29 protein-coding genes and 1 pseudogene are annotated in these 24,624 nt (G+C 37.4%); 21 read left to right on the forward strand and 9 right to left on the reverse strand.

The genetic code is table 11. The features are described from left to right. The first annotated feature begins 217 nt into the window (after window positions 1-217). The 12 genes from HX13_RS06685 (at window position 218) to HX13_RS06730 (ending at window position 7,124) form a co-directional block, all read left to right on the forward strand. On the forward strand, window positions 218-1,054 hold the full coding sequence (locus HX13_RS06685; RefSeq protein ID WP_050020420.1) for a KGG domain-containing protein: 837 nt from the start codon (window positions 218-220) through the stop codon (window positions 1,052-1,054). 72 nt (window positions 1,055-1,126) lie between these two features. Beyond that, a complete protein-coding gene (locus HX13_RS22935; RefSeq protein WP_202962906.1) occupies window positions 1,127-1,276 on the forward strand; it encodes a hypothetical protein in 150 nt (49 codons plus the stop codon). A gap of 37 nt (window positions 1,277-1,313) precedes the next feature. After that, on the forward strand, window positions 1,314-1,421 hold the full coding sequence (locus HX13_RS25400; protein ID WP_262483498.1) for a DUF892 family protein: 108 nt from the start codon (window positions 1,314-1,316) through the stop codon (window positions 1,419-1,421). Window positions 1,422-1,461: 40 nt separating this feature from the next. Next, the gene (locus HX13_RS25405) at window positions 1,462-1,734 is read left to right on the forward strand and encodes a ferritin-like domain-containing protein (RefSeq protein ID WP_316931266.1); all 273 of its coding nucleotides are present in this window, start codon (window positions 1,462-1,464) and stop codon (window positions 1,732-1,734) included. Between the two features lie 72 nt (window positions 1,735-1,806). After that, entirely contained in the window at window positions 1,807-2,097 is a 291-nt protein-coding gene (locus tag HX13_RS06695; RefSeq protein ID WP_050020421.1) for a hypothetical protein, read from the forward strand. A gap of 221 nt (window positions 2,098-2,318) precedes the next feature. Beyond that, a complete protein-coding gene (locus tag HX13_RS06700; RefSeq protein WP_238555106.1) occupies window positions 2,319-3,368 on the forward strand; it encodes an alcohol dehydrogenase catalytic domain-containing protein in 1,050 nt (349 codons plus the stop codon). Between the two features lie 30 nt (window positions 3,369-3,398). Then, the gene (locus HX13_RS06705; RefSeq protein ID WP_050020422.1) at window positions 3,399-4,082 is read left to right on the forward strand and encodes an SDR family NAD(P)-dependent oxidoreductase; all 684 of its coding nucleotides are present in this window, start codon (window positions 3,399-3,401) and stop codon (window positions 4,080-4,082) included. A gap of 102 nt (window positions 4,083-4,184) precedes the next feature. Next, window positions 4,185-5,036, forward strand: a complete 852-nt coding sequence (locus HX13_RS06710; RefSeq protein ID WP_050020423.1) for a cyanophycinase — start codon at window positions 4,185-4,187, stop codon at window positions 5,034-5,036. A gap of 288 nt (window positions 5,037-5,324) precedes the next feature. Continuing rightward, window positions 5,325-6,095 carry a succinate dehydrogenase/fumarate reductase iron-sulfur subunit gene (locus HX13_RS06715; RefSeq protein ID WP_050020424.1) on the forward strand — a complete coding sequence of 257 codons (771 nt, stop codon included), beginning with the start codon at window positions 5,325-5,327 and terminating at the stop codon, window positions 6,093-6,095. A gap of 27 nt (window positions 6,096-6,122) precedes the next feature. Further along, entirely contained in the window at window positions 6,123-6,494 is a 372-nt protein-coding gene (locus tag HX13_RS25410; RefSeq protein WP_050020425.1) for an NAD-dependent epimerase/dehydratase family protein, read from the forward strand. After that, entirely contained in the window at window positions 6,491-6,730 is a 240-nt protein-coding gene (locus HX13_RS25415) for an SDR family oxidoreductase (protein WP_050020426.1), read from the forward strand. The genes HX13_RS25410 and HX13_RS25415 overlap by 4 nt, the downstream gene beginning before the upstream one ends. Window positions 6,731-6,800: 70 nt before the next feature. Then, entirely contained in the window at window positions 6,801-7,124 is a 324-nt protein-coding gene (locus tag HX13_RS06730; protein ID WP_050020427.1) for a hypothetical protein, read from the forward strand. Here the strand turns inward: HX13_RS06730 and HX13_RS06735 are convergent. The 3 genes from HX13_RS06735 to HX13_RS06745 form a co-directional block, all read right to left on the reverse strand. Continuing rightward, complete coding sequence (locus HX13_RS06735; protein ID WP_050020428.1) at window positions 7,109-7,498, reverse strand: hypothetical protein; 390 nt, start codon at window positions 7,496-7,498, stop codon at window positions 7,109-7,111. The two genes, HX13_RS06730 and HX13_RS06735, sit on opposite strands and share 16 nt — an antisense overlap. A 58-nt stretch (window positions 7,499-7,556) precedes the next feature. Then, window positions 7,557-7,841, reverse strand: a complete 285-nt coding sequence (locus tag HX13_RS06740) for a hypothetical protein (RefSeq protein ID WP_050020429.1) — start codon at window positions 7,839-7,841, stop codon at window positions 7,557-7,559. A gap of 569 nt (window positions 7,842-8,410) precedes the next feature. After that, entirely contained in the window at window positions 8,411-8,698 is a 288-nt protein-coding gene (locus HX13_RS06745; protein WP_238555107.1) for a prevent-host-death protein, read from the reverse strand. A gap of 427 nt (window positions 8,699-9,125) precedes the next feature. On the opposite strand from HX13_RS06745, the pseudogene gndA reads away from it, so the two are divergent. The 4 genes and pseudogenes from gndA to HX13_RS06765 all read left to right on the forward strand — a co-directional run bounded on the left by gndA (window position 9,126) and on the right by HX13_RS06765 (window position 14,376). Continuing rightward, window positions 9,126-10,545 (forward strand): annotated as a pseudogene (gene gndA / locus HX13_RS06750) (NADP-dependent phosphogluconate dehydrogenase). An 11-nt stretch (window positions 10,546-10,556) separates the two neighbouring features. Continuing rightward, window positions 10,557-12,038, forward strand: a complete 1,482-nt coding sequence (zwf, locus tag HX13_RS06755; protein WP_050020481.1) for a glucose-6-phosphate dehydrogenase — start codon at window positions 10,557-10,559, stop codon at window positions 12,036-12,038. Window positions 12,039-12,066: 28 nt separating this feature from the next. Then, a complete protein-coding gene (gene pgl, locus HX13_RS06760; RefSeq protein ID WP_050020430.1) occupies window positions 12,067-12,792 on the forward strand; it encodes a 6-phosphogluconolactonase in 726 nt (241 codons plus the stop codon). Between the two features lie 936 nt (window positions 12,793-13,728). Continuing rightward, the gene (locus HX13_RS06765; RefSeq protein WP_050020431.1) at window positions 13,729-14,376 is read left to right on the forward strand and encodes a TetR/AcrR family transcriptional regulator; all 648 of its coding nucleotides are present in this window, start codon (window positions 13,729-13,731) and stop codon (window positions 14,374-14,376) included. Window positions 14,377-14,434: 58 nt separating this feature from the next. Here the strand turns inward: HX13_RS06765 and HX13_RS06770 are convergent, their stop codons facing one another. Continuing rightward, window positions 14,435-15,283: a universal stress protein gene (locus HX13_RS06770; RefSeq protein WP_050020432.1), complete on the reverse strand. Its 849-nt coding sequence runs from the start codon at window positions 15,281-15,283 to the stop codon at window positions 14,435-14,437. A gap of 13 nt (window positions 15,284-15,296) precedes the next feature. Further along, window positions 15,297-15,755 carry a MarR family winged helix-turn-helix transcriptional regulator gene (locus HX13_RS06775; RefSeq protein WP_050020433.1) on the reverse strand — a complete coding sequence of 153 codons (459 nt, stop codon included), beginning with the start codon at window positions 15,753-15,755 and terminating at the stop codon, window positions 15,297-15,299. A 243-nt stretch (window positions 15,756-15,998) separates the two neighbouring features. Here HX13_RS06775 and HX13_RS06780 point away from each other — a divergent pair, with 243 nt between their 5' ends. Then, window positions 15,999-16,352 carry a DUF488 domain-containing protein gene (locus HX13_RS06780; RefSeq protein WP_050020434.1) on the forward strand — a complete coding sequence of 118 codons (354 nt, stop codon included), beginning with the start codon at window positions 15,999-16,001 and terminating at the stop codon, window positions 16,350-16,352. Between the two features lie 30 nt (window positions 16,353-16,382). Here HX13_RS06780 and HX13_RS06785 read toward each other — a convergent pair whose 3' ends face one another. The 4 genes from HX13_RS06785 to HX13_RS06800 all read right to left on the reverse strand — a co-directional run bounded on the left by HX13_RS06785 (window position 16,383) and on the right by HX13_RS06800 (window position 20,974). Continuing rightward, on the reverse strand, window positions 16,383-17,588 hold the full coding sequence (locus HX13_RS06785) for an MFS transporter (protein WP_050020482.1): 1,206 nt from the start codon (window positions 17,586-17,588) through the stop codon (window positions 16,383-16,385). A gap of 79 nt (window positions 17,589-17,667) precedes the next feature. Further along, complete coding sequence (locus HX13_RS06790) at window positions 17,668-18,585, reverse strand: helix-turn-helix domain-containing protein (protein ID WP_050020435.1); 918 nt, start codon at window positions 18,583-18,585, stop codon at window positions 17,668-17,670. Window positions 18,586-18,662: 77 nt separating this feature from the next. Beyond that, window positions 18,663-19,169, reverse strand: a complete 507-nt coding sequence (locus tag HX13_RS06795) for a hypothetical protein (protein ID WP_128572222.1) — start codon at window positions 19,167-19,169, stop codon at window positions 18,663-18,665. Between the two features lie 320 nt (window positions 19,170-19,489). After that, complete coding sequence (locus HX13_RS06800) at window positions 19,490-20,974, reverse strand: M1 family aminopeptidase (protein ID WP_050020437.1); 1,485 nt, start codon at window positions 20,972-20,974, stop codon at window positions 19,490-19,492. 322 nt (window positions 20,975-21,296) lie between these two features. On the opposite strand from HX13_RS06800, the gene HX13_RS06805 reads away from it, so the two are divergent. From HX13_RS06805 to HX13_RS06820, 4 genes are all read left to right on the forward strand, one after another. Next, complete coding sequence (locus tag HX13_RS06805) at window positions 21,297-21,473, forward strand: histone H1 (protein WP_027381692.1); 177 nt, start codon at window positions 21,297-21,299, stop codon at window positions 21,471-21,473. A gap of 174 nt (window positions 21,474-21,647) precedes the next feature. Further along, window positions 21,648-22,037: a hypothetical protein gene (locus HX13_RS06810; protein ID WP_050020438.1), complete on the forward strand. Its 390-nt coding sequence runs from the start codon at window positions 21,648-21,650 to the stop codon at window positions 22,035-22,037. A gap of 140 nt (window positions 22,038-22,177) precedes the next feature. Beyond that, window positions 22,178-22,795, forward strand: a complete 618-nt coding sequence (locus tag HX13_RS06815; RefSeq protein WP_050020439.1) for a hypothetical protein — start codon at window positions 22,178-22,180, stop codon at window positions 22,793-22,795. Window positions 22,796-22,953: 158 nt separating this feature from the next. Then, window positions 22,954-24,525 carry a M20/M25/M40 family metallo-hydrolase gene (locus tag HX13_RS06820; protein ID WP_050020440.1) on the forward strand — a complete coding sequence of 524 codons (1,572 nt, stop codon included), beginning with the start codon at window positions 22,954-22,956 and terminating at the stop codon, window positions 24,523-24,525. The last annotated feature ends 99 nt before the right edge of the window (window positions 24,526-24,624 follow it).

The following is a 24,624-nucleotide window of genomic DNA, read 5'->3' on the forward strand; positions in this document are numbered from 1 at the left end:
ATAAAAGCCTAATATGATTCAGATCATACCTTTCCCAATGATTGATGAGTAACTTTGGTAAACATTAAATCATACCTTTCAAACGATCTTTTTGAAGAGCATCACCGGATCAGGGTGCTGTATAATAATTACAATATAAATAACTGTTATTGCTGTCTAATACTAGTCACGGCCAGCAATAATTATCACTAAATATTAATATAAAAAAATTTCAATTATGAACACTAGAAATTCAAGAAACCGCAGTTCAAGAGGAGGTTCACATTCATCAGATAACCTGGAAGAAGTTTACCAATTAGGATACGATCATGGTTATAATGATGCATCTCAGGATGAAGACTATGATGATGATTTTTCAGAGTATGAAGACTACTTTGATGATGAGTATGACGATGATTATGATGACGATGATTATGATGATGAAGATTATGACGATGAAGATTATGATGAAGATTATGACGACGATGATGAAGATTATGACGACGACGATGATGAAGATGATAATAGAGGAAGAAGAGGTCGTGGAAATAGTGGAAACAGAAATCAGCAAAGAGATAGCCAGGGAAGATTTACTTCCGGAGGCAGCAGAGGCGGTTCGCGTGGACGTTCAGGTTCAGGTTCTAGATCAGGCTCCGGTTCTGGCTCACGTTCAGGTGGAAGAGGCAGATCTTCATCATCAGGAAGCGGAAGCGGTACCTCAAGACGAGGTTTTGCATCTATGAGTAAAGCAGAGCGTACAAGAATCGCCAGAATGGGCGGTGAAGCTTCTCATGGAGGAGGCAGATCATCAGGTTCTGGCTCTAGATCCAGATCAAATTCAGGTTCAGATTCAGGAAGATCAGGATCCGGTAGAGGTTCAAGATCAGGATCTGGTAACAGCAGCTCCGGACGTGGTTCAAGCTCAGGAAATGGAACTTCAAGACGAGGTTTTGCATCCATGAGTAAAGCAGAACGTACAAGAATTGCCAGAATGGGAGGCCAGGCATCTCACGGTGGAGGCAGATCATCAGGTTCTGGGAGATCAGGCTTTGGAGGCAGACGTAATAATTCATAATTCATTTTCAAGATTACCTCTTTATAAACAATAAAGAGGTAATCTTTCTAAATCAAAATAATATTTAGTAAAATGGCAACGAAAATCTTAGATACCAATAGTATAAAAGGAGCTTCTGAAAGCACTTCAGGAGCAACCAAGAAACCATCAGCAAGCACAAAGGTTAATGAAGATGGAAAAGAAGACTCTAATCTTCACAAATTTTTTTGTATCAGCACTTAAAGATATTTATTATGCTGAAAATGCAATTATAGAGGCTTTGGACAAAATGCAGGAAGCCGCTACTACAGAAGAATTAAAAGATGCTTTTGAAGATCATCAGCTTCAGACAAAAAAACATGTAAGCAGACTGGAAAAAAGTCTTTAAATTACTTGACGAAACACCTGAAAAAAAAGAATGTGAAGCCATCAAAGGTATCATTAAAGAAGGTGAAGAAGTGATAAAATCTACTGAGGACGGGTCTATGACACGCGATGCAGCATTAATAATAGCTGCACAAAAAGTAGAACATTATGAAATTGCAACATATGGAGGACTGGTTCAGCTCGCTCTTACCATGGGACATGATAAAGCAGCAGATCTTCTTGAAAAAACATTACAGGAAGAAGAAGATACAGACTATAATCTTACAGAAATTGCTGAAAATTATATCAATTTTGACGCAGAACAAGAAGATTAATGCTTAAACCGGTAAATCATATGCTTTTTAGGCATATGGTTTACTTTTTTTTAAAAAATCTTTTACGTAAGAATGAAAACTCAAAAACTGATAAAACTGCTTCAATCACGAAATTTCTCCGAGATAAAAAATAACTGGAGCGGATTCGAAGGCGGATCTGTAATTTTTTCAAAACCAATAGAGGGAAATATTTATCTGTTATTTATAATATGGGAAGATCATAGTAAGGCACTGATCGCTAAATTTTACGACCAGAGGTTTATAGGAAGGAAAGAACCTGCCGAAGTGATGTTCAGCATGTCGGTAAAAGATAAAAAAGATGTTGATTACCTTGAGAAATTTTTACAGGTTCCGATAGGATAATAATTTTCCGATCCCCGGAGTAACTACGCTATAAAACAGCAAGCAGATTGACAGCCCGTCAAAAAAACATCATTCACCTAAATATTTAAATATGAAAGCAGCAGTCATACACTCGCCGGGAACTATTACTTGTGATACCGTAGAAGATCCGGGTATAAAAAAATCCCACCGATATTATTTTAAAAGTCACTTCAACAGCAATTTGCGGAAGCGACCTCCATATGTATTCAGGAGCGATCCCCCAACTGCGTCCTATGGTGATGGGCCACGAATTTATGGGGATTGTTGAGGAGGCCGGTAAAGACATCACTCATTTAAAGGTGGGAGATAGAGTAGTGGTACCTTTTCCTATTTCATGTGGCAGCTGTTTTTTTTGCCGGCATGATTTACCGACAGCCTGTGAACATAGTAATCCAGACCATTACGGGCCGGAAGGAGGCCTCATTACAGAAAAAGGAGGAGCATTATTTGGTTATACAGATCTGTATGGCGGGTATGACGGCGGTCAGGCACAGTATGTAAGGGTTCCTTATGCCCATGTCGGGCCCAGAAAAGTCCCTGAAAACCTTACCGATGAGCAGGTCTTATTCCTTACAGATATTTTTCCCACGGGATATACAGGAGTAATGTGGGGGAATTTAAAAGGAGGCGAAACGGTTGCCATTTTTGGTGCCGGACCGGTAGGATCAATGTCTGCTAAAAGTTCCATTCTGCATGGGGCAAAAAAAATAATAGTTATTGATACCCAGCAATACCGGTTAAATCAGATTAAAAACCTTACAGGATGTGATACGATTCTATGGGAAGACGGCAAGGAAGTCATTCAGCAGATCAGGGATCTTACTGACGGAAGAGGGGCAGATCTGTGCATTGATGCAGTAGGATTCGAACCCGATAGAAATTTTTTAGACAGAGCAAAAGCGGTGCTAAATCTGGAAAAAGGCTCTATTAAAGTGCTTGAAGCTTGTATGAGCTCTGTACGAAGGGGTGGAACGGTTTCCATATTGGGAGTTTATCCCGTGAATTATGATAATTTTAAACTGGGGCAGATATTTGACAAAGGTATCACCATTAAAGCAGGACAATGTAATGTTCATACTATTATTGATAAATTACTGGACTATGTACAAAGTGGACAGGTCGTTTTAGATGATATTATTACCCACAGACTCTCATTAGAAGACGTGGCGAAGGGGTATGATATTTTCGACAAGAAACTTGACGATTGTGTAAAAGTTGTCCTCGATCCCTGGAAGCCTTCAGCACTTTAAAAACTGATAGTATACCAAAAAATAGTACCCATGAAAAGTAAATCTAATTTTGTTTTAATAATCGGAGCAACGGAAGACCTGAGCTATAAAATAGCCAGACAATTAGCCATAAATGGTTACAATCTTATTTTAGTAGCACAAAATATTGACGAACTGGAAGAAAAATCAAACAGGTTAAAAAAATTAGGGGCAGAAGTGATTGCTATCACAAAAAACCTTTTAAGGCAAGAAGAGGTCTATTCTTTATATTCCGAATTGAAATTAAATGGAATAAGCCCCGAAATTCTCATTAATAATACGGGACGGGAGTTGTACGGAAAATTAAAAAATTCGGATGTATACAGGGAAATAGATATTGTTAATCTCAATATTATATCCACAATGTTATTAAATGACCTGTTTTTGAAAGAACGTATGCAGGAGGGTTCCGGAAAAATCTTGAATATAATACATGCTGCCCATACTTCAGATCCGGGATATTGGATTTTTCATGGAGTGCAGTGTTTTATCCTGTCATGGTGTCATGCCTTTAAGGATAAGCTTGCCCATACAGGAATTACTCTGTTTACACACGTTGAAGAAGCCGCTGATACAGATAATACAGATGAAGAAAGCATAATACACGCTTTACTTAAGATAAATGCATCCAAAGAACGGAATAGTTTTCCGGATCAGAATACTAAGAATTCAGCAGAATACAGGACTGTTTTATAATCAATTATCAACAGGAATGAAATATAATGTTTCCCGCCGGGAATGTAAAGGTAATTGAATGTAATTAACCCAAATAATCAGTTTAACCAATAAATTTAATATATGTCTGTAACACCTTGCGGAAAACTCCTGCTCATAGGAGGAAAGGAAAATAAAGAGGATGGAGGTAATGAGGAAATGAGAGAAAAAAATAATAATTTTCGTCCGGGCGAAATTCTTAAGCTCCTGGCCGGTTCAAAGGATGACAGGATAGAAGTGATTACTACAGCCAGTGCTGAACCGGAAAGCTTACAAAAAACATATACCGAAGCATTTGAAAAAATAGGGTATTCCAATTTCGGATTTTTAGATATTTGTGATGAGCAGCTCCATACCGACTATCAGATTAAGCGGGCATCAGCAGCCAAAACTATTTTTTTTGCAGGAGGAGATCAAAACAGGATTTGTGATGTTTTGAAACAATCCGCTTTGAAATATATCTTAAAAGAAAAATATATCAACGAAAAAGATTTTACCCTTGCCGGTACCAGTGCAGGTGCTATGTGTATTCCCGATATTGTCATTCTTGAAGCAAATAATGGAGAAGCCATTTTAGAACATGATATTAAATTAGATTCAGGATGGGGTTTTATAGGAAATTGCATTGTAGATACCCACTTTGTTCACAGAGGTAGGTTCGGCAGGCTTGCGCATGCCGTTATTCTGAATCAGGATTGCTGGGGTTTAGGATTGGGGGAAGATACGGCATTAGTAATTGAAGAAGGCAGTACCGCGACCTGTAAAGGATCCGGTATGACCTGGCTTCTTAATGCGGAAGAAATAGGCCAGACTAATAGTAAAACGGTAAAAAAGGGAGAACCCATTTTTGCGGAAAATCTTAAAGTACATATCTTAACAGATAACTGTAAAATAAATCTCAGGAAAGGTATATTTACAGGAGCATCCTATTCATAATGCCTGGCGAATACGGCTATCCATCTTAATATGACCAGAAAACCTCTTATGGAATTAACAATATAATGATTTCATGAGGTATCAGCTTCTTACTTTTCATACAAATGAAATCAGGAGAAACAACCAGTAATAAAGTCCTGTACTCCCATTGTATATAAGGAGCTTAAAACACAATAGACAAGCGAAAGGCAATATTGAAAAATCATAGTATTCGCAATATGTTCAATTCTATCTGTAAGAAACTGTCTATCTTATTGTATATGCCTTCTAACCTTTTAAAGTACTAATATGAATAGCATCAGAAACTTAAACCTCACATTAAAAATATGGAGGCAAAAAAATAGAAAAGCAAAAGGTAGGTTTGAGCTATATAAAATTAATAATATCTCAACTAATTTATCATTTCTTGAAATGCTGGATATTCTCAACGAACAGTTAATTGATGAGGATAAAGAACCGGTTGCTTTTGATCACGATTGCAGGGAAGGTATCTGTGGAATGTGTTCCCTCTATATTAACGGAAGAGCTCATGGCCCGGACACCGGAATAACTACCTGCCAGTTGCATATGAGAATGTTTAAGGATGGAGAAGTAATTACTATTGAACCATGGCGTAGCATAGCCTTCCCGGTGATAAAAGATCTTATTACGGACCGCAGTGCTTTTGACAGGATAATGGCCGCGGGAGGATTTATTTCTGTGAATACATCCGGAAAAACATTGGACGCCAATGCTATAGCCGTTCCAAAAGAAGATGCCGATAAAGCAATGGATGCGGCAGCCTGCATCAGCTGTGGAGCATGTGTAGCTTGTTGCCCCAATGGTGCAGCTATGCTTTTTGTAGGTGCCAAAGTATCCCATTTTGCCTTGCTTCCCCAAGGGAGAGTGGAAGCCAAAAGAAGAGTTCTCAATATGGTTAAGGCTATGGATGATGAAGGATTTGGTAACTGTTCTGTAATTGGCGCTTGTGAGATAGAATGCCCTAAGCACATATCTTTAGATACAATTGCCAGAATGAACAGAGAATACATGTCTGCCTGGATAAACGAAAAAGAATAGAAGGATTATTAAATAACTACTGTTAATATGGTTTTTATTACCGGAGCCACCGGAATTCTTGGTAGAGTGATTACTTTGGAATTGCTGAAGCAGGGGAAAACTGTTATCGGATCAAAAAGAAAGAGCAGTAATCTTGAAGAAGTAAAAAGCTCATATCAATATTATACCCGGGATTATGAGCTCTTCTTTGATAGAATTCAGTGGATTGATGTAGACTTTGATAGTGTCGAAAGCATCAGGAATGCACTGGCAGACGTAGATGAGGTGTATCACTGTGCTGCAATTGTAAGTTATGATCCTGAAAAAGAGGATGAGGTGAGCTATTTTAATATTAATGCAACGAAAAAATATTTTAGAAGCCTGTCAATATTGCAAGATAAAAAAAAATCCTTTACGTGAGTTCATCTGTTATTTTTAAAGATAACTGTCAAAGCCAACTCATCCATGAAAATTCTGAATTCATCCCGGACTACGATAATACGGTATATGCCTTGTCAAAACTTAAGGCAGACAAGGTCGCTGCTAGGGAAATGGAAAATGGCTTGCCTGTAATCATTATAAATCCGGGTATGATCATAGGTACCGGAAACATAAAAAAAAAGCAGCTCCGGCTTCTTACACTTTCTTACAAATAATTTTTATACATTCTCCGGAGGAACAGCCTGCGTTGATGTAAGAGATGTTGCCAGAACCGGTATTAAACTCATGGAGAAAAATAAGTTTGGGGAGCGATTTTTAATAGCATCAGAAAATAAAACCTATGAAGAACTGTTTATAATGGCAGGACTGCATACGGGAAGAAGAAGGGTACCCCTGGTTTTGGGCCCCTTTATTTTAAATATCGGGAGAATAGCCGCTATATTTGTATCCTGGCTGTTTCCATCATTAAGACTCCTCACAAAACAAAATATCCGGTTTCTTACCACCTTTCCAAAGGTATCTAATAAGAAAATTACAGATGAATTGAATTATACGTTTATTCCCATTGAAAAAAGCCTGGCTTTCCATCTGGGTCATCTGGAAAACTGATTGTTTTTCTTCAAAGAATTGATAATGTAAAAGAGCCAGTATATCAGGAATATAGTCTGAATAAAGGCGTCTATCAGGTATACCCACTTGATAACATTGCTGAAATAATAATAAACATCTATAACAGCGAGGCTAAGACCACCAAGAAAAACGGCAGCAACAATAATGAGGTTCTTTTTTGAATTCAATGAAAGCAATAATAAAAGAATACAATAAGGTAAAAGTAATACGCTGACTGTTTTTACGAGCCATAGATCTGTTTTATCCCCCGTAATGTCCAAAAAGCTCTTCATATGAATAAGGGGCCATACTGCCGTAATAAAATAATAAAGCAACTGGATTAACGGAAATATTCTGGGCTTGTGAACAGGCATGTTTAATTTTACAATGGATATACATTCTACAGCAGAGGTTGTCTGATATTATAGTAGCCTATTTTGCAGGCCGTGCACTGTCTGATACCGCAGCATTGATATTACCCGTACCATTACCGGTATTGTTATTGCTGGTTCTCCGTCCCCCTATATGGGTTTTTGTGTTAATACTGTCCCGGCTGCTTAAACTATCCTTTGGATTCTGTTTTGTAGAAGTAGCTGTGTCGGAATAGGTTCTTTGTACTTCAACAGAATCGGTGGCAGGCATATCCTTTTGGGTATCGTTTTTCTTGCAGGCTGCCATGAAACTTATGGCAATGATTGTTAAGAATAAATTTTTCATAAGATATTCAGAGTATTATTTTAAATGCTCTGAATCAAAATTCGATATTTAATCCCCAATAAAATATGAGTAAGATCATAATGCGGAGAACTGATGAAATCCGGATGGATGATTGCAGAAATATTATAATATCCTTGCCAATTCAATAGTGAATGTTAATCCGGAATAATATATCCGGATGTCTATAAAGAGCTAATGAAACTCCATTGATTGATTTTGCAGAATGCTCTCAGGCTCTTTTGCCGCTTTTACATGTTAATTACAGACAAAAACAATCATCTAAATTGTGATCTTTCTCGTATAACAATACAGCGAACGATCTCCATCTTATTAAAGACGGATCGTGAAAGACTCCTTTCTGGCTCCGGATAGTCCGGCTTTAAGAATATGAATTTTAGATTTTTAAGATAATCTATACACATCACTCCGGTATTGAAAACTATTGTTTATTACCTGAAAGCCGGTGCCCGAATTTAATTACGTACTATAAGCCTTTATACCAGGGAAAACCGGAAACTAAAGATTGTAGTTCTTGTCCATATTCTTCTGATGGTGCAATATACAATTCCCTAATTAAGATCATAGTTAGCAATCACCAAGCTCAGAACAAAATGAACATAGTTCTGTTCAACCTCTTTTCTGTTGATCAGCTTGTTTTTATATTCGTAAGAGTTCAGATCTTTTATTAATTTCTGATAAACTTCAAAATCATTACCCTTAATCTTTACCCTGGTATTCCCATCTCTTCTCGGGATAAGCTGGTCATCTAAAGTTCTTACTTTAAATAGCGCTTCACATAATACCGGACGAGCTTTCATAGATCCCATATACCTTTCAACTATATTAATCTTGAACACATCAAATAGTATTGTATTAAAAAACAACTTTAGAGTTGGGCTCCTGTGTATTGAGCTCAAGTTTATAGTTCATAAATTTAAATTTTCGCAAATATATGCTTAATTGTGCCAAAATGCAGCTCATTTTTGATAGATTGTTCCCATAATTTAATTATGACATATCATTGATTAGTTATAATTCACTATTAAAGAGATAATTTTTTATTGATAACAAGGTAAAAATAAATTTTTAATTATATGGTATAACAGGTTAATCTTGAATGGATTGGTGGTATTTGCTGCAAGTGTATAAAGAGAAAAGCAACAGTAGGTTATCATTTATATGGTAACAATAAATTAATACGACAATAGATTTTTTTAGCAGGTTTTATTTTTTTCCTCCTAAGCATTTATGTAATTTTATTCTTTAGATCATAAATTCATATTAATGGAGAAATACAACTATGGAATGATTGGCCTTGGAGTAATGGGGCGGAATCTTCTTTATAATATTGCCGATAACGGTTTTTCAGTGGCGGGCTTTGACCTTGATGAAGAAAAAATAAAAGAATTACAAAACAATGCCGGTCCGGCGATGAAGATAAAAGGTACAGGATCTTTGGAAGACTTTGTATCTGCATTGGAAACCCCCAGGAAAATCATTCTTATGGTTCCCGCCGGGAAACCAGTAGATGCAGTATTGAATAATATCTGTCCTCTCCTTACTAAAGGTGACATTGTTGTAGACGCAGGGAATTCTTATTTTGAAGATACCAATAGACGTATCGCTGATTTAGCCTCAAAAAAATTTGCATTTTATGGGAATGGGGGTTTCCGGAGGTGAAAAAGGAGCCAGAACAGGTCCAAGCATTATGCCGGGTGGAGATCTGGAGGCTTTCCGTCTTCTAAAGCCGATGTTGGAAGCAATTGCTGCAAAGGTAGATAATGAGCCCTGTACGGCGTATATGGGAAAAGGCTCTGCCGGAAACTATGTGAAGATGGTACACAATGGAATTGAATATGCCATTATGCAGCTCATCAGCGAAGCATATGACCTGCTAAAGAAAGGAGCCCGTCTGAATAATGACCAGCTGTACGAAGTTTTTAAAGAATGGAATAATGGGGAAATGAATTCTTTCCTGATTGAAATTACCAGGGATATTTTCCGGCAGAAAGATTCACTTACCGACAATTACCTTGTAGATCAGATTTTAGACAAGGCAGGAGCAAAAGGAACCGGAAAATGGACTTCTGAGCAGGCAATGGAAATAGGTGTTTCAATCCCGACTATTGATATTGCCGTCACTTCCAGAATCTTATCTGCCTATAAGGAAGAAAGAATTCAGGCCGCTCAATTGTATGGTAAAAAAGAGGTGACAAGTCCGGAAGATATCGATTCATTTATCCGCGAAGTAGGGGAAGCCCTGTATTTGGCTACCCTGATCAGCTATGCACAAGGTCTGGCGTTACTGGTAAAAGCGTCTGAAGAATATGCTTTTGAAATCCCATTACAGGATGTCGTGAAAATCTGGAGGGGCGGCTGTATTATCCGTTCAGTTGTACTGGAGAAATTCTATGCAGCATATACCAAAGATCCGCAATTGTCTAATATTTTACTGGATCATGATATTTCAGACCTTGTAAAAGATAAAATAAATGCATTACGTAAAATTGCTGCTTTTGCTGTTTCAAACGGAATACCAGGCTTAGGCCTTCAAACCGCTTTAGGATATTTTGATGCCTATACAACAGAATCCCTGCCGGTCAATCTGATTCAGGCTCAGCGTGATTACTTTGGCGCTCATACTTACCAGCGAACCGACAGAGAGGGAACTTTTCATACCCTATGGCAAAACACAAATCATTAAAACCCGGAGCAATGAACGAACACAGAAGCCTGAAACCTACCAGTATCATTATTTTTGGTGCTACAGGAGATCTGGCAAAAAGGAAACTTTTTCCGGCATTTTATAATTTATACATCGATGGCAGAATGCCGGAACAGTTCACCATTATTGCCCTGGGAAGAGCAGATAATACTGATGAACATTTTAAAAATTATATCAAGGAAAACCTCGAACAATTTTCGAGAAGAAAAATGAAGCCCGAAGACTGGGAAGGATTCCAGACCCATATCGTATATTTCCAGCACCAGCTGGACCAGGAAAACTCTTACCAGGAACTGTATCATAAATTACAGGATTTTGATACAGCATACGGAGTAAGAGCTAACAGGTTATTCTATCTCTCAATAGGGCCTGATTTTATTACAACAATTTCGAATCATATCAAAAAGACGGCATTGGCTTCCGATGCCGGAAAAGACCGTATCATTATCGAGAAGCCTTTTGGTCGCAATAAGCAGTCTGCTATTGAACTTAATCACCTCCTGTCGCAGACATTTGAAGAAGAACAGATTTATCGTATCGACCATTACCTGGGTAAAGAAACAGTACAAAATATATTGGCATTCAGATTCGGGAATTCCATTTTTGAACCTTTATGGGATCATAAACATATAGAATCGATACAGATCACGGTAGCAGAAGAAGTAGGCGTTGAAACAAGAGGTGCTTTTTACGAACAGACAGGAGCATTAAGGGATATGATTCAAAATCATTTGTTGCAGATTTTATGTATGGTCGCCATGGAACCGCCGGCATCATTGAAAGCGGGCGAAATCAGGGACCGTAAAGTAGATGTGCTGAGGTCAATCCGGAGGATTACGGCTGATCAGGTAGAGCATTATGCCGTAAGAGGTCAATATGGAAAAGGTATAATCAATGGAGTAGAAGTTAAAGGATACCGCCAGGAAAACGGCATTGCCGAAGATTCGAATACGGAGACTTTCGCAGCGGTAAAATTCTACCTGGATAACAAAAGATGGCAGAATGTTCCTTTTTATGTACGGACAGGAAAGAAAATGAAGGAAAAACACTCTTACATTACCATCCAGTTCAAGCCGCTTCCTCATTCTACTTTTTCAGACAGTCCACACCTTTTATCAGCGAACAGGCTTATTATCAATATTCAGCCGCTGATGGATATCCGGCTACAGTTTATGACAAAAAAGCCGGGACTGTCATTGGTCCTGGAACCTGTAGAAATGATTTTTGATTATTTTGCTTGTCAGGAAGATACCCCTGAAGCCTATGAAACCTTATTGCTGGATGCTCTTTTGGGTGATCTTACCTTATTTATGCGTTCTGACCAGGTAGAAGAAGCATGGGATGTAGTTACTACCATACAGGAAGCCTGGCAGAATAATAAAGATATTTCTTTCCCCAATTATGAAGCCGGAAGCTGGGGACCGGAAGAAAGCAATGCTTTGGTGGAAAGACAAGGCCATAAGTGGGTGTAAACAGGAAAAATAAAATCAGAAGAAAAAAATGGATATTATCGTATTTGAGGATTTAGATATTTTATATAGAAAAGCAGCGGATACCTTCGCTGATCTTTCAAAAAAAGCAATTCAGGAAAAAGACCGCTTTGTAGTGGCATTAAGTGGAGGCTCTTCACCGAAAGCTATTTTTAGTTTACTGGCCACTCAGGAATATGCCGCAAAAATAGAATGGAGTAAAGTGTATTTTTTTTGGGTAGATGAACGATGGGTGCCTTTGGATGATGAGAAAAGCAATGCAAAAATGACTTTCGGAACCCTTCTCAATCAAGTGCCTGTCAATAAGGAACATATCTTCCCCATGTATCAGGAGGGTGTTGTTCCGGAGGAATATGCAGAAGCATATGAAAAGCAGATCAGAACTGTCCTCGGAAATGAGGGTGTCTTCGATTTTATCCTTTTAGGAATGGGAGATGATGGTCACACTGCTTCTTTATTCCCGGGTGAAAACGTGTTGAATGAACAAGAAAAATGGGTGGTAGCTTATTATCTTAAACCCCAGGAAATGTACAGGATTACTCTGACTGCCCCATTAATTAATAAAGCGGAAAATATCCTGGTTGTTACTTTCGGGGAATCTAAAAAACATGCATTGGGCGAAGTGCTGAATGGGGAATATAATCCGGAACTGTATCCTTTGCAACTTATTGAAAAGAAAAAAGGCCTTCAGTTTTTCACTGATGAAAAAGCCGGAGGAAGAATAGTGACTAAATAATAATGCAGCCATCATAAAAACTGAGAAATAAAGCGGAAGAGCATCACAGGTACATTTAACTGGTCCGAAGTCTTATAAGGCTTTGTAAGTGAGCTGTCTGATCTACATAAGCTAATCCCGATAAATAAAAAACAACACCGTTAGATTCTAGCGGTGTTGTTGGTAAGTAACGCTTAACTTAATCACTTAATGTCCGAACTAACATGGTAAGCTGGCTCAATTGAATGGCCGGTTATTTCACTTACCTCATGGTTTGTTTATGTAGAATGGTTCTTAGTTTTTGCGAATATACAAAAATAAGACACTACAAAGTGTTTAATATGATGAAAAATAAATATTTTTTTTTTATCTGATGATGATCATGGAAAGAAACCCAGTAACAGAAGCCATTCGTACAACATCTACAGGATAAATTTTTTTTTTTTTACCGATCAGGAATTATCCATTATCAGGTTTTTAATTACAGAATATTTTATTTTTTTAATAAAAACAGCATCACTAAAATATAATGATGCTGTGCTTTCAGTGTTTTTACCTTAGCTGTTAATGTTCAGATTGATTTTACAATCAGCAAGAACATTATTAAAAAAGAGAGGATCATTCAGAATGAGTTAACCTTTATACCGCTTGTTAGGATGAGTAAGCTTGGGCTTCTGAATGATCCTGCTCGAAATTCTGGTGTGGTGATTGCTTATCTTTAAGGTACAAGTCATTATTTTGGAAATCAGGCCGGAAGCTTATTTTCCTTGGATCTGACCGTTGTTTTATCCTTAAACAAGCATAATGCAACCGGAATCGTCATAATTTTTTATGATCATACATAGTGTTTTGCATATTTGAAATGGTTATTAGTTTTTGCAAATATACAAAATAAGACACTATGTGGTGTTTAAAATAATAAAATTTTTCATAAACTTGTATAATGAATCTTTAATTATGGAAAGAAAATCAGCAGCAGGCAGTATCCGTAACAAGGAACGCAGTAAAAAAAAAAATTTTTTAGATGCAGTTGGAGAAATTCTGAAAACGAAAGGTTATGCCGCATTAAAGATAAATGATATTGCGGCTACAGCCGGAGTAGATAAAAAAATGATCTATACATATTTTGGTGGAATGGATGGCCTGATGGATGAATATATTCGTTCACAGGATTATTGGAGCAAAATGACACCGGGAGATACAGCCCCGAATTTTGATGACCATGGAAGAGCCTTTGCTAAAGAATTATTATTGGCACAATATGATTATGTACATAAAAATAAAGAGGCACAAAAACTGTTATTATGGCGCTTGTCCGAGCCCAGAAAATCATTAAAAAAAATGACCGATACGCAGGAAGAAAACGGAGAAGCGCTTTTTAAATTTGTAGCAGATCCTTTTTTTGGTGAGCGTGCAAAGGAATATCGGGCAATTATGTCGATTTTAGTTTCCGGATTATATTACCTGAACATGTATGCCTCTTTAAATGGCAGCATCTTTTGTGGTATTGATCTCAATACTCCTGAAGGACGTGATACAGTAAAGAAAGCAATTTCTTTTTTAGTTGATCAGACTTATGATAATCTGAATACTAAACAAGAGTAAGAAGGCCATTTGTAACGGGGCTTCTTAATTTCAACTGCCGGATATTTGAGAATGAGCGCTATTTCAAAACCAGAACAGGCAGATTCGTGTTTTGATAGATTCCTTCGGAAATGCTTCTGCTGGCCAAATAATATAAAAAACTGTGCCTGCCCGGCAAAGCGATAATAAGATCGGTTGCATGGGAAGAGGCAAAGTTCAGAATTCCGCTGATAATATTTTCATCATAAGAATAATGGATACTGCTTGGAAATTCAGTCAGATGCTGATGAATATAGTCTTCGAGTTCCTGCTTTTTCTCATCACTTGTATCATCTCCTTTATGAGTGTCTATATTTAAAAACTGTAAACGGACATCCTCCCTCTGAATGACAGATTTGTGATGGAATAACCTTTCAAGTTTGGTGATTCCATTTATATCACAAGGGATGAGTATATTTTTGATGGGACTGTAGCGGTAATGATGAGGAACAATCAAGGTTTTTACGCGGCTCGTCCTTGCAATACTGATAATATTACCGGAAACATAGCTGTCATTGGAAGAAGCATGGTCATCACTTCCCAGAACAATCAGTTCTATGGAGGGCTGGTTCTTTATTACTTCATTAATGCTTCTTGTCAGTGACCAGTCGCTTAAAATCTTTGAAACCTGTATCTGGGGATACTTTTCCGTTATAACATTGATTAGCTGAGTAAACAATGATTCTGTTCTTGCCAGCAAATTGTTGACATTTTCTTCATTCACAAATGAATGGCCTTCAGCAATATGCAGAATTTCGAATTCAGATTCTCCGGCAGTTTTTAACAGGATAATATGCTGGTAATCGTAATGATTGGCCCATTCTGCTGCAAGTTGTACTGCATTTTCTGTAGTTGATGTAAAATCAACAGGGACAAGGATTGTTCTCATACTATAAAAATTTTTAATCCTGATTTTCGAGATTGGAAGTCATTCTTTTTATCAAAAGCAGGGCATTGTTGATCTCATTTCCAGTGATGTCACCTGCAGCCTTTTTATATAATTCCAATGCCCATGGATATACGGTTTCTATAATCTCTTTCCCTTTGGAAGTAAGAAAGACCTGTTTATTCCTCCTGTCATTTTTATCTTCGGTCCGTTCTACCAGACCCCGCTTCACAAGGCTGTTGATAAGATAGGTGATACTGGATTTATCCTTACTTACCTTATTACTGATTTCCTGCTGGTTAATCCCGTTATCCCGGGATAAAATTCCCAGGACCTCAATCAGCTCAAAAGAAAGATCCGGATCATATTCATTAATTCTGGTCTGGATTTTCTGCCGCAAACGGCTTTTCATCTCACTCATTGCAAGACCCAACTCTAAAGCCACTACTGAAATGGTATTTCCTTCTCCAGGCATATTGCTAATATAAAACCGTTAAAATCTGAATCCGGTTCTAACAAATATACGGAAAATTAGTTTAAATTAAAACTAATTAAGTGTTGAGGTTCTTAAAAAAAAGTGTGTCCTCTGTACAGATCAGAAAATATTGATCAGTTTGGATAAGTAAGGTTCAGTTTTACTACAGGAACAATATTTGCTGCTTTACTCAAACAGTGAAGAGATACGGTAAGAATGTTATTTTAATTTAAAAAGAATCCTATGTCTGCAATTGTATTGAAACGTGTATATGAAACTCCTTTACCTACAGATGGGTACCGTGTCTTGGTAGACCGCCTCTGGCCGCGGGGACTTTCTAAAGAACATGCAGAAATTGATGAATGGAACAAAGACCTGGCTCCTTCTTCCGAACTCAGGAAGTGGTTTCACCATGACCCTGAATTATGGAAAGAGTTTTCTGAAAAATACTGGCAAGAGCTTCAAAAGAATGATTTCGGGAAGAAATTTCTGGAACATCACAAAGATCAGGAAAAAATAACACTCGTATATGCTGCAAAAGACCAGGAACATTGTCATCCGGTTATTTTGAAAGAATACCTGGAAAGTTTACAATAGAGATACAGGTATGCAATAAAAAAGCAGAGATTAATTCCCTGCTTTTTCTTTTTGTACGGCCCGATGCATAATGAGGATGATCCCCAGAAGGAAAAGCGCAATGATCAGGTATCGCCATGCCAGACCTGTTTGTTCTGTGACGGTTCCTGTGACGGAGATAATAAAACTGCTGACAGAGGTGATTACATAAACCAGGCCTCCCATCAGTCCACCGGCTGTTCCTGCATTTTTAGGAAAATACAGCATACTTGTTGTGAAAAAAGAGGTAAACAGGATTCCTGAACAAATATGAATAAAAAAAGCAAAAGGAATCATGATGAAAAGACTTTGTGCAAAATTGCTGATAATAATTAATGCAGCAATCAAAGCAAGCTGTAACAAGATTGGCAGCAAAATTCTGGGTTTGAAGTCCAATGCAAGCCTGCGTTTTCCTATAAACCCGCCAATCATCCATGAGAACCCTAAGATAAGAGTACAATACCCGATAACAACAGGCGTAAAATGAAAGGTGTTTTCAATAATAAACGGTCCGGTGATATTGAACAGCATTACAATAGAATAACTTAATCCTAAAATAAATATACCTAGCATAAAGATTCTGTTTTTCAGCATCATTTTATACAGGCTGATATTTTCAGAAAGATTAAGCTTTTTCTTTTCCGGAAGGCTTTCCCCACTGAAAAACCATTCAAATAAAAATAAAAATCCGGCATAAAAAGCAAGGAAGTAAAAGTTGGCATGCCAGTTAAAAAGTTTCTCAAGGTATCCTCCGAGGAACGGAGCCAGAATAGGACCACAAGACCATACGATCGTAAAGTAGCTCAGGTAATGCTTTACCTTTTCAGCATCATAAATATCTACAAAAATGGCACGGGTGGCTACTACCAGTACGGAAACCGCTGCTCCCTGAAGTATACGCAGCAGGCAGATTATTGCTATGCTGTTTGTCATGGTAATCAGGATACTGCTTATGACCAAAAGAAATAAGGCAAGTAGTTTGGGTCGGTATCTTCCGATACTGTCCAGGATTCCTCCTACAAACAACTGGGAAATTCCATAGCTCAGCAGGTAAGAGGTTAAGGTGATCTGGATGTCTTTTTCCGAAACCATCATTTCTTTGGCCATAGAAGGAAAGGATGGCAAATAAATATCAGTGACAAACCCCGAAAGAGGGATAGACACAAAGGCCATAATGGTTATTAATCTGATGCGTTGTTCAGATGCTGCTCTCAACATATTCTTCATTTTTACCATGCAAAAATAGGTCAAGAAATGCTAAATTCAATTTTAAAAGACAAAGTAAAAATTACAAAAATCAAATATTAGAATGATTTTTAAACTTTAAAGGAGAAGTTTGTGCATGTTTTTTAAAAAAATTATTAAAATGAGAAGGTTGTTCAAAGCCTAAAGTATAGCCTACCTCGGCAATATCCCAATTGGTGTATTTCAGCAGGTTTTTAGATTCTTCAAACATTCTTTCCTTAATAATCTGCGTTGTGGTCAGGTTGGTGACGGATTTTACCGAAGAATTTAGATGATTGACATGTACGTTAAGGTGTGCGGCAAAATCAGCAGGAGTTCTCAATACCAGAGGATAAGCCGGAGAATCTAAAGGAAACTGCTTATTGAGCAGTTCATCGAATAATCTGTACAGCCGGACATTAGCAGGGAGCTCATCAGGATGAATATCTTCCACCCGGTTTTCCAGGCCGAGGTGCAGGACGGATGCCAGGTGGCTTTTAATGCTGCTGCAACGGAACGGATAAGTTGAATTATTGAGCTTATACATTTGCTCAAAATATAGAGTGGCAAGCTGGGTTTGTTCTTCCGTCAGAAATACAACCGGCTTGCTCCATTCTTTGAAAAGGGAAGTTTTTTTAAACAGATTGAATTCCGGATTTCCATGAAAAAACTCCTGATTGAATAAGCAGAAGTAGCCTTCCTGTTCCCCGTCACATTCCCACGAATAAGGAATATTGGGAGAAGGGAAAAACAGGGTAGGGCGGTCTATATAGATCTGGTGGGAACCATATTGGAAGGTGCCTTTTCCTAGGATAAAGCTTACTTTATAATAATCACGACGGTTGTAGGGACTTTTAAAACTGCAATACTTCCGCATTGAAATATTGAAATGGGACTTTCCCGTTTCAAAATCATCGGAATCAAATACCTTTACCTGATTCTTACGGATGCGGTTATAATAATCTTCAATGGTTTCCAGTTGATCACTCATGAGATAAAAATTATAAAAATCAAAGATACGGAATATAATTTTTATTGCATGAAACAGATTGGTTTTCTCATGGCCATTTAAATTTCCATTTTTAAAATGCAGGAAGGAAGACTGAAAGGTCCGGTTTGTGCAGTATCAATTTGGGTAAAGCCGTTTTCCTTTAAAAATTCCAGGAGAGGATCATGGGTCAGCATATTGATCCAGATCTCATCTGTAAAGCTTACTGCTGCCCTGCACTTTTTCCATAACGACTGCCTGATTTCCGGGGTATTAAAATCGGGAATAATCACAAAACTAATCTCTGTAGCTCTTTTTCCTGCAACAATGCCCGGATATACAGAGCCGCTTTTGATCAAGCTGTATCCTGCGGGCTGCTGATCAGCGTAGGTCATGACCAGCTGGTTGGAAAGATTGTTCAGTTCATTGATCATCTTTCTCGGATCTATTTCGTTATTGATATATTGCCTGATATCTTCTTCAGAGATAAAATCCTTATGCAGGGCATACACTGAAGAATCGATGATGGTGATAAGATCAGAGATTCCTTCTTCGGAACCGATCATAAATTTTGAAATGATTTCCATTCTTTTTTTCTGCAAAATTATGACATTAATTCATGCAGAAAGGATACAGATGGTTAAGAATTTCGGAATCAGCTTCTTTTAGTACAGCCGTTCCCGGAGACCTTTTAATTCCGCAAAAATTAATCTTAAGAACAATGCGGAAGTAATCCGTGAAAACATTTTCCTTTACAGGTAAATATGATCATCATTTCCGGGTTGTTTTTGCAGAAAGAATTACTCCGGAAAGTATTCATCTGTTAGAATAAACAGGAAAAAAACTATGGATTTATATAGGATGAAAAATATGATGAAAGAGTTCTGATAAAATATAGAATCCTTCATTATTCAATCAGGTACTTCTCATTTTTACTGTGATCAATTTCCAGCTGTGGAACTCCATCAGTAACCCGGAAAGCAAAACCTTCTATCCATTTTTCTTTAGGAAGATCAATATCTTCACCGTTGAGAATATGTTTCTGAAAGAAATAAGAGATGTCCTGATCCAGGTACTTTTGAACAAACTCAATAAAAAGCTCGTCTGTAAACTTTATTTTCTTCTCTTTACAGGTTTTCAGCAAATCTCGCATCAAATCATCTAAAGATTTTTTATAGCGGGTTTTCAGTATGATTTGATTATCAAGCCAAAGGGCAAAAATAGCGCCTCGTCTGTAAGGGATTTTTTCTACATTTCTGCTTTTCCAGAAATCATCCTTTATTTTATAATTAGGAATATTTCTCTCAGGATTCTTCCAATGGGCCTTAAGGATTTCATGATTAAACAATTTTTGCCACTCATCCATTGAGAGGTCCTTTATTCTTAACCTGTTTTTGTAGGTATAATAATCAGTAAAGCCTTCACTGAACCAATAATTCAGTTCTTCATGTTTGTTTTGAATCGTATTTCCGATCCACTCATGCATTAACTCATGATGAAAGAGATACAGATAAGAATCCTTGTCATTGAAAGGATTATTGGTTCCTTGGATTATAAATGCATTTTTAATAGCGGAACCTGTAGTGCTGTAACCTTTATATAAACTGTCTTTTTGTGAAACAGTGGGAGTCATGATAACAGTAAAATAATCCTGATCATAGTCTTTCCAGAAATCCCTTTGAGAATGTATGGCCTTCTTCAGGTTAGAAAACAGGAAATCATCGGTGAAACCGTTACTCCATTCATCTCTCAAAGCAAAATAGACAGGCTTATCATGTATTGTAAAAGAATAAAACCTGTAATCACCACCAATAAATAAAGAATTATAAAAGCCGCTCCAAAGAGCAGTCTTAATTTTCTGTTGTTGAACTTGAGATGCAAAATTATTATGGAGTGTGAATTTTTTTGGGAAAGCTATCCATTCAATAACGAATTGAAATTCCTGCTCATCCGGCATCTCTGTAAAAGAGACCGGAACCATAAAAAGATTCTTACCTAAAACATGAAAGAAAGTGTTGTTGATTCTCGGTCGGTTAAAGATTTTATAGCTGGGATCAGTAAAATCCTGCTTAATATGATACACCAGAGAAAAGTGAGTTCCTTTTTTCTGACGGATCTTTATTTTGTTGTCTTTAGGTTTACTCTCAAATATAATATCAGGATTGTCCTCCTTTAACAAAACAAGGTTTTTAAAAAGCTCATTCTCGCCCCAGTTTTCATTTGCATAATAGAAAGATAATGTATCTGATGCTTTTTTTAATGTATAATCTACCCGCACTTTTAAACCATTTTTTGAAAGGTCTTCATCATAATATACTTTATAGCTGATTTTATTTTGAGAATAAGCAATAAGCGGAAGTATAAATATCAGGAAAATTAATTTTTTGAACATGGATTAAGTCGTTTTCCCAAATTTAACACAAAAATCTATAGCTGAGATTCCGTTTTGAAGTAGAAAAGATAAAACCGTCAGTACAGGTTATCCATACAATAGCAATTAATACAAAAAATGAATGAAGGAGGAAGGGGATAAAATTTGGTTTATTAAGGCTTACAACGGTTTTTTTATGAAAATTATAGGGCAAAAATCGATAAAAATCGGTTCAAGGATAGAAATATGCTAAAATTTCAGTCATTTTGCCCAAACTTTTTTCTTTGCTACTAGGCTGGAATTACCATAAAACCTATATTTGCAGCCTAAATTTTTAAATATAATGAAAGAACTAATTGAAAAAATCAACGCAGAATTTGAAGCGTTCACTACTGAGGCAAACCAACAAGCGGAAAAAGGGAACAAAGCAGCAGGAACAAGAGCTCGTAAAGCAGCTTTGGAACTAAGCAAACTGTTCAAGGATTTCAGAAAAGTTTCTGTAGAAGAATCTAAGAAGTAATTCACCTTTAGCCGGCTTTTGGAGCCGGTTTTTTTGTGCATTGAATTGAGGTCCTTTATACTGAATCCAAAATTAGCGTTAAATAGTATTAAATTATTTTAAAAATTTATCTTTCTTTATACTTCTGGTATATATTTGCGCTGTTTATTTTAAAAACTAATAATACCAATAACCATGAAGTTCTTTTATTTTTTATTTATTTTCTTTTTTTATGCTGTTTCTGCACAGAAAATAAGAATTGTAGATGCCGAAAACGGAAACCCGGTTTCAAATGCCAGGATCATACTCCGGGATCAGATCATTTATTCCAATGAAGATGGTTTTGCACCTCTTGGCCAGGATGCAGGAGATTTTGAAGTTTCAGCCTCAGGATTTCAAACAGAAAAAGTTCCGGTTTTCATTGCGGAGATAAAGCTTAAACCTATTTATAAAAATATTGATGAAATAAAGATCATCAATGTGGATATCAGAAAAATCTTTGATGATGTAAGCAAGAACTACGATAAACGTTACTACAGCGGACCTTCCCTTTACGATATCGTTTATAAAGAAAAAAAATCTTGATAATGATAAGCTGTTTTTTCTGGTAATTGCAGAAGCCAAATTATGGAGTAAAAGTAATCGCTATAATTTTAAAGATGGTATCCGCAAGAATTATGATGATATCCTTCAGATGCAGCTCAATAATGTAAAATATTTTAAAAATGATAAATCCGGTACTGTGCTTTCAGGAAGAACAGATGAATTTTCTCACGAACAACTGGGCAATTTTTTTCTTGAATTATGAGCTTTACAGAATGCAGCAGCACCTGAAAATGAAAGAGTGTAAATACTCAGGAAGGCTGCTCTTTGAAGAAGGAGATGAGCAGGTGATTGCCTTTAAGATTCAATCCGGGAACGGTGCGCAGATGGAAGGGGAATTTAAATATAACAAGGCGGATAAGGTGATTACTTATTTTGAAAATCATTATTTCCAGAGCGATTATCCTACCATGAAAAAAACGGGAACAGATGGCCGGGAATTTATGTATAAGTTGGGTGATGGCATCCTTATCTTTGACTTCTACAAGAAAGACGGAGTATATGTTCCTGCACTTACCAGACTTGAAGGAGATAAATTTACCATTTTCTACAAGGATGAAACCCATGTCAGAAAGTTCAGCCGTGAAATCATCTATAACACTTTTAACAAAACCGATAAAGGACTCGATCCGAAAGTGAATTTTAAAGTGAGCATCTGGGAAAATGTACCTGTGAAAGAAGAAAAAACAGAAACAATATTACTTTCTGCGGAAGAACAGGCATTTGTTAATCAAAAATAATTTTTCCTCAGAGATATACGGTGAACTTCACAAAGGGATTGATAATTTAATTTATAAATGAGGAAAGTGTTCAGAATATCCTTCTGTACGTACTTTTTTATGTCTGATTTTTCATTATCTCCTTAAATTCTTTTATCTTTAAGCAATCAATATATATTATGAGGTTAAATAGATTTTTTGCAGTGCCTGCAATAATGCTGGCTGCCCAGTTTTCATGGGCTCAGGTAAAGGTAGACCCGAATGAGAGGCTTGATCCTATCGTAAAAAGTTTTGTAGATGAAGTAAACAACAATTCACAGTTGGAAAAAATGGCTTACGAGCTGCTGGACGGGATAGGTCCCCGGCTTGTAGGAACCCCTGAAATGTTGGCCGCCAACGAATGGAGTGCGGCTAAACTCCGCTCCTGGGGAGTAGATGCCCATCTTCAGCAGTTTGGAACATGGAAAGGATGGCAAAGAGGAACTACCCATGTAGATATGGTGTATCCAAGGGTAAAATCATTAGCTGCAACGCAGCTTGCCTGGAGTCCGTCAACTAAAAAAGCGGTAGAAGCAGAGGTAATCATTCTTCCTAAGGTTTCTACTAAAGCGGAGTTTGATAAGTGGCTTCCTTCTGTAAAAGGAAAAATAGTGCTGATGGCACAATACCAGAAAATCGGACGTTCTGATGAGCAGATCAAGGAATTTGCAACCCCTGAACTCTACGAAAAACTGAAAGCAGAAAAAGAACAGGCAGCTAAAGATTTCAGTTCCTATATCAAGAATATCGGCTATGATAATAACACCCTTCCTGAAGCTTTAGAAAAATCCGGAGCTGCAGGAATTGCTATTTCAAACTGGACAGGAATTATGGGAGCCAACAGGATTTTCGGAGCCAAAACAACCAAGATTCCGATGATTGATATCGATGTTGAAGACTATGGAATGCTTTACAGAATGGCTGAGAACGGGGCACAGCCCAAAATTAAAATTGATGCACAGTCTAAAGTTCTTCCGGAGGCTAAAAGCTTCAACACCATTGGGATGATCAAAGGGAAAGAGAAGCCGGAGGAATACGTCATCCTTTCTGCTCACCTTGATTCATGGGATGGAGCACAAGGAGCTACAGATAACGGAACCGGAACAATTACCATGCTTGAAGCCATGAGAATCCTGAAAAAATATTATCCCAATAATAAAAGAACAATTGTTATCGGGCTTTGGGGAAGCGAAGAGCAGGGACTAAACGGCTCCAGAGGATTTGTAGCAGATAATCCTCAGATCATAAAAGGGGTACAGGCCGCTTTCAACCAGGATAACGGGACGGGTCGTGTCGTAAACATAAGCGGCCAGGGATTTGTAAAAGCATATGATTATATAGGAAGATGGCTGGACGGGGTTCCGAAGGCGGTAAGAAGTCATATCAAAACAGATTTCCCCGGAATGCCTGGCGGTGGAGGTTCTGACCATGCCTCATTTGTAGCGGCTGGAGTACCGGGAATTTCTTTAGGTTCTTTGAACTGGGGATATTTCGGCTATACATGGCATACTACAAAAGATACCTATGATAAAATTGTTTTCGACGAGGTAAAAAACAATGTGGTTTTGACTGCAGCATTGGCTTATATGGCTTCTGAAGATCCGGAATTTGCCAATAGAGAGAAAAGAGTAATGCCTCAGGATGATAAAGGGGAAACAATAAAATGGCCGGAAGCTAAAGAGCCGAGAAGAAGCTCAAAAGATTATAAATAACAATTAAATAGTAATGATTCATGTCCGCGGTGCTGATCAGAAGCAGCCGCGGTCACTTTAAGTATATTTTTACAGTAAAAATCCGTGTTACAATTAAAA

This window comes from Chryseobacterium sp. P1-3, from assembly GCF_000738495.1.
Classification (GTDB): Bacteria; Bacteroidota; Bacteroidia; order Flavobacteriales; family Weeksellaceae; genus Chryseobacterium; species Chryseobacterium gallinarum.

What these genes read in the sequence shown, in the direction of transcription:
- HX13_RS06685 (WP_050020420.1), top strand. Translation starts at nt 218, where the DNA reads ATGAACACTAGAAATTCAAGAAACCGCAGTTCAAGAGGAGGTTCACAT.
- HX13_RS22935 (WP_202962906.1), top strand. Translation starts at nt 1,127, where the DNA reads ATGGCAACGAAAATCTTAGATACCAATAGTATAAAAGGAGCTTCTGAA.
- HX13_RS06695 (WP_050020421.1), top strand. Translation starts at nt 1,807, where the DNA reads ATGAAAACTCAAAAACTGATAAAACTGCTTCAATCACGAAATTTCTCC.
- HX13_RS06700 (WP_238555106.1), top strand. Translation starts at nt 2,319, where the DNA reads ATGTATTCAGGAGCGATCCCCCAACTGCGTCCTATGGTGATGGGCCAC.
- HX13_RS06705 (WP_050020422.1), top strand. Translation starts at nt 3,399, where the DNA reads ATGAAAAGTAAATCTAATTTTGTTTTAATAATCGGAGCAACGGAAGAC.
- HX13_RS06710 (WP_050020423.1), top strand. Translation starts at nt 4,185, where the DNA reads ATGTCTGTAACACCTTGCGGAAAACTCCTGCTCATAGGAGGAAAGGAA.
- HX13_RS06715 (WP_050020424.1), top strand. Translation starts at nt 5,325, where the DNA reads ATGAATAGCATCAGAAACTTAAACCTCACATTAAAAATATGGAGGCAA.
- HX13_RS25410 (WP_050020425.1), top strand. Translation starts at nt 6,123, where the DNA reads ATGGTTTTTATTACCGGAGCCACCGGAATTCTTGGTAGAGTGATTACT.
- HX13_RS06730 (WP_050020427.1), top strand. Translation starts at nt 6,801, where the DNA reads ATGGAGAAAAATAAGTTTGGGGAGCGATTTTTAATAGCATCAGAAAAT.
- HX13_RS06735 (WP_050020428.1), bottom strand. Translation starts at nt 7,498, where the DNA reads ATGCCTGTTCACAAGCCCAGAATATTTCCGTTAATCCAGTTGCTTTAT.
- HX13_RS06740 (WP_050020429.1), bottom strand. Translation starts at nt 7,841, where the DNA reads ATGAAAAATTTATTCTTAACAATCATTGCCATAAGTTTCATGGCAGCC.
- zwf (WP_050020481.1), top strand. Translation starts at nt 10,557, where the DNA reads ATGAACGAACACAGAAGCCTGAAACCTACCAGTATCATTATTTTTGGT.
- pgl (WP_050020430.1), top strand. Translation starts at nt 12,067, where the DNA reads ATGGATATTATCGTATTTGAGGATTTAGATATTTTATATAGAAAAGCA.
- HX13_RS06765 (WP_050020431.1), top strand. Translation starts at nt 13,729, where the DNA reads ATGGAAAGAAAATCAGCAGCAGGCAGTATCCGTAACAAGGAACGCAGT.
- HX13_RS06770 (WP_050020432.1), bottom strand. Translation starts at nt 15,283, where the DNA reads ATGAGAACAATCCTTGTCCCTGTTGATTTTACATCAACTACAGAAAAT.
- HX13_RS06775 (WP_050020433.1), bottom strand. Translation starts at nt 15,755, where the DNA reads ATGCCTGGAGAAGGAAATACCATTTCAGTAGTGGCTTTAGAGTTGGGT.
- HX13_RS06780 (WP_050020434.1), top strand. Translation starts at nt 15,999, where the DNA reads ATGTCTGCAATTGTATTGAAACGTGTATATGAAACTCCTTTACCTACA.
- HX13_RS06785 (WP_050020482.1), bottom strand. Translation starts at nt 17,588, where the DNA reads ATGTTGAGAGCAGCATCTGAACAACGCATCAGATTAATAACCATTATG.
- HX13_RS06790 (WP_050020435.1), bottom strand. Translation starts at nt 18,585, where the DNA reads ATGAGTGATCAACTGGAAACCATTGAAGATTATTATAACCGCATCCGT.
- HX13_RS06795 (WP_128572222.1), bottom strand. Translation starts at nt 19,169, where the DNA reads ATGGAAATCATTTCAAAATTTATGATCGGTTCCGAAGAAGGAATCTCT.
- HX13_RS06800 (WP_050020437.1), bottom strand. Translation starts at nt 20,974, where the DNA reads ATGTTCAAAAAATTAATTTTCCTGATATTTATACTTCCGCTTATTGCT.
- HX13_RS06805 (WP_027381692.1), top strand. Translation starts at nt 21,297, where the DNA reads ATGAAAGAACTAATTGAAAAAATCAACGCAGAATTTGAAGCGTTCACT.
- HX13_RS06810 (WP_050020438.1), top strand. Translation starts at nt 21,648, where the DNA reads ATGAAGTTCTTTTATTTTTTATTTATTTTCTTTTTTTATGCTGTTTCT.
- HX13_RS06815 (WP_050020439.1), top strand. Translation starts at nt 22,178, where the DNA reads ATGATAAATCCGGTACTGTGCTTTCAGGAAGAACAGATGAATTTTCTC.
- HX13_RS06820 (WP_050020440.1), top strand. Translation starts at nt 22,954, where the DNA reads ATGAGGTTAAATAGATTTTTTGCAGTGCCTGCAATAATGCTGGCTGCC.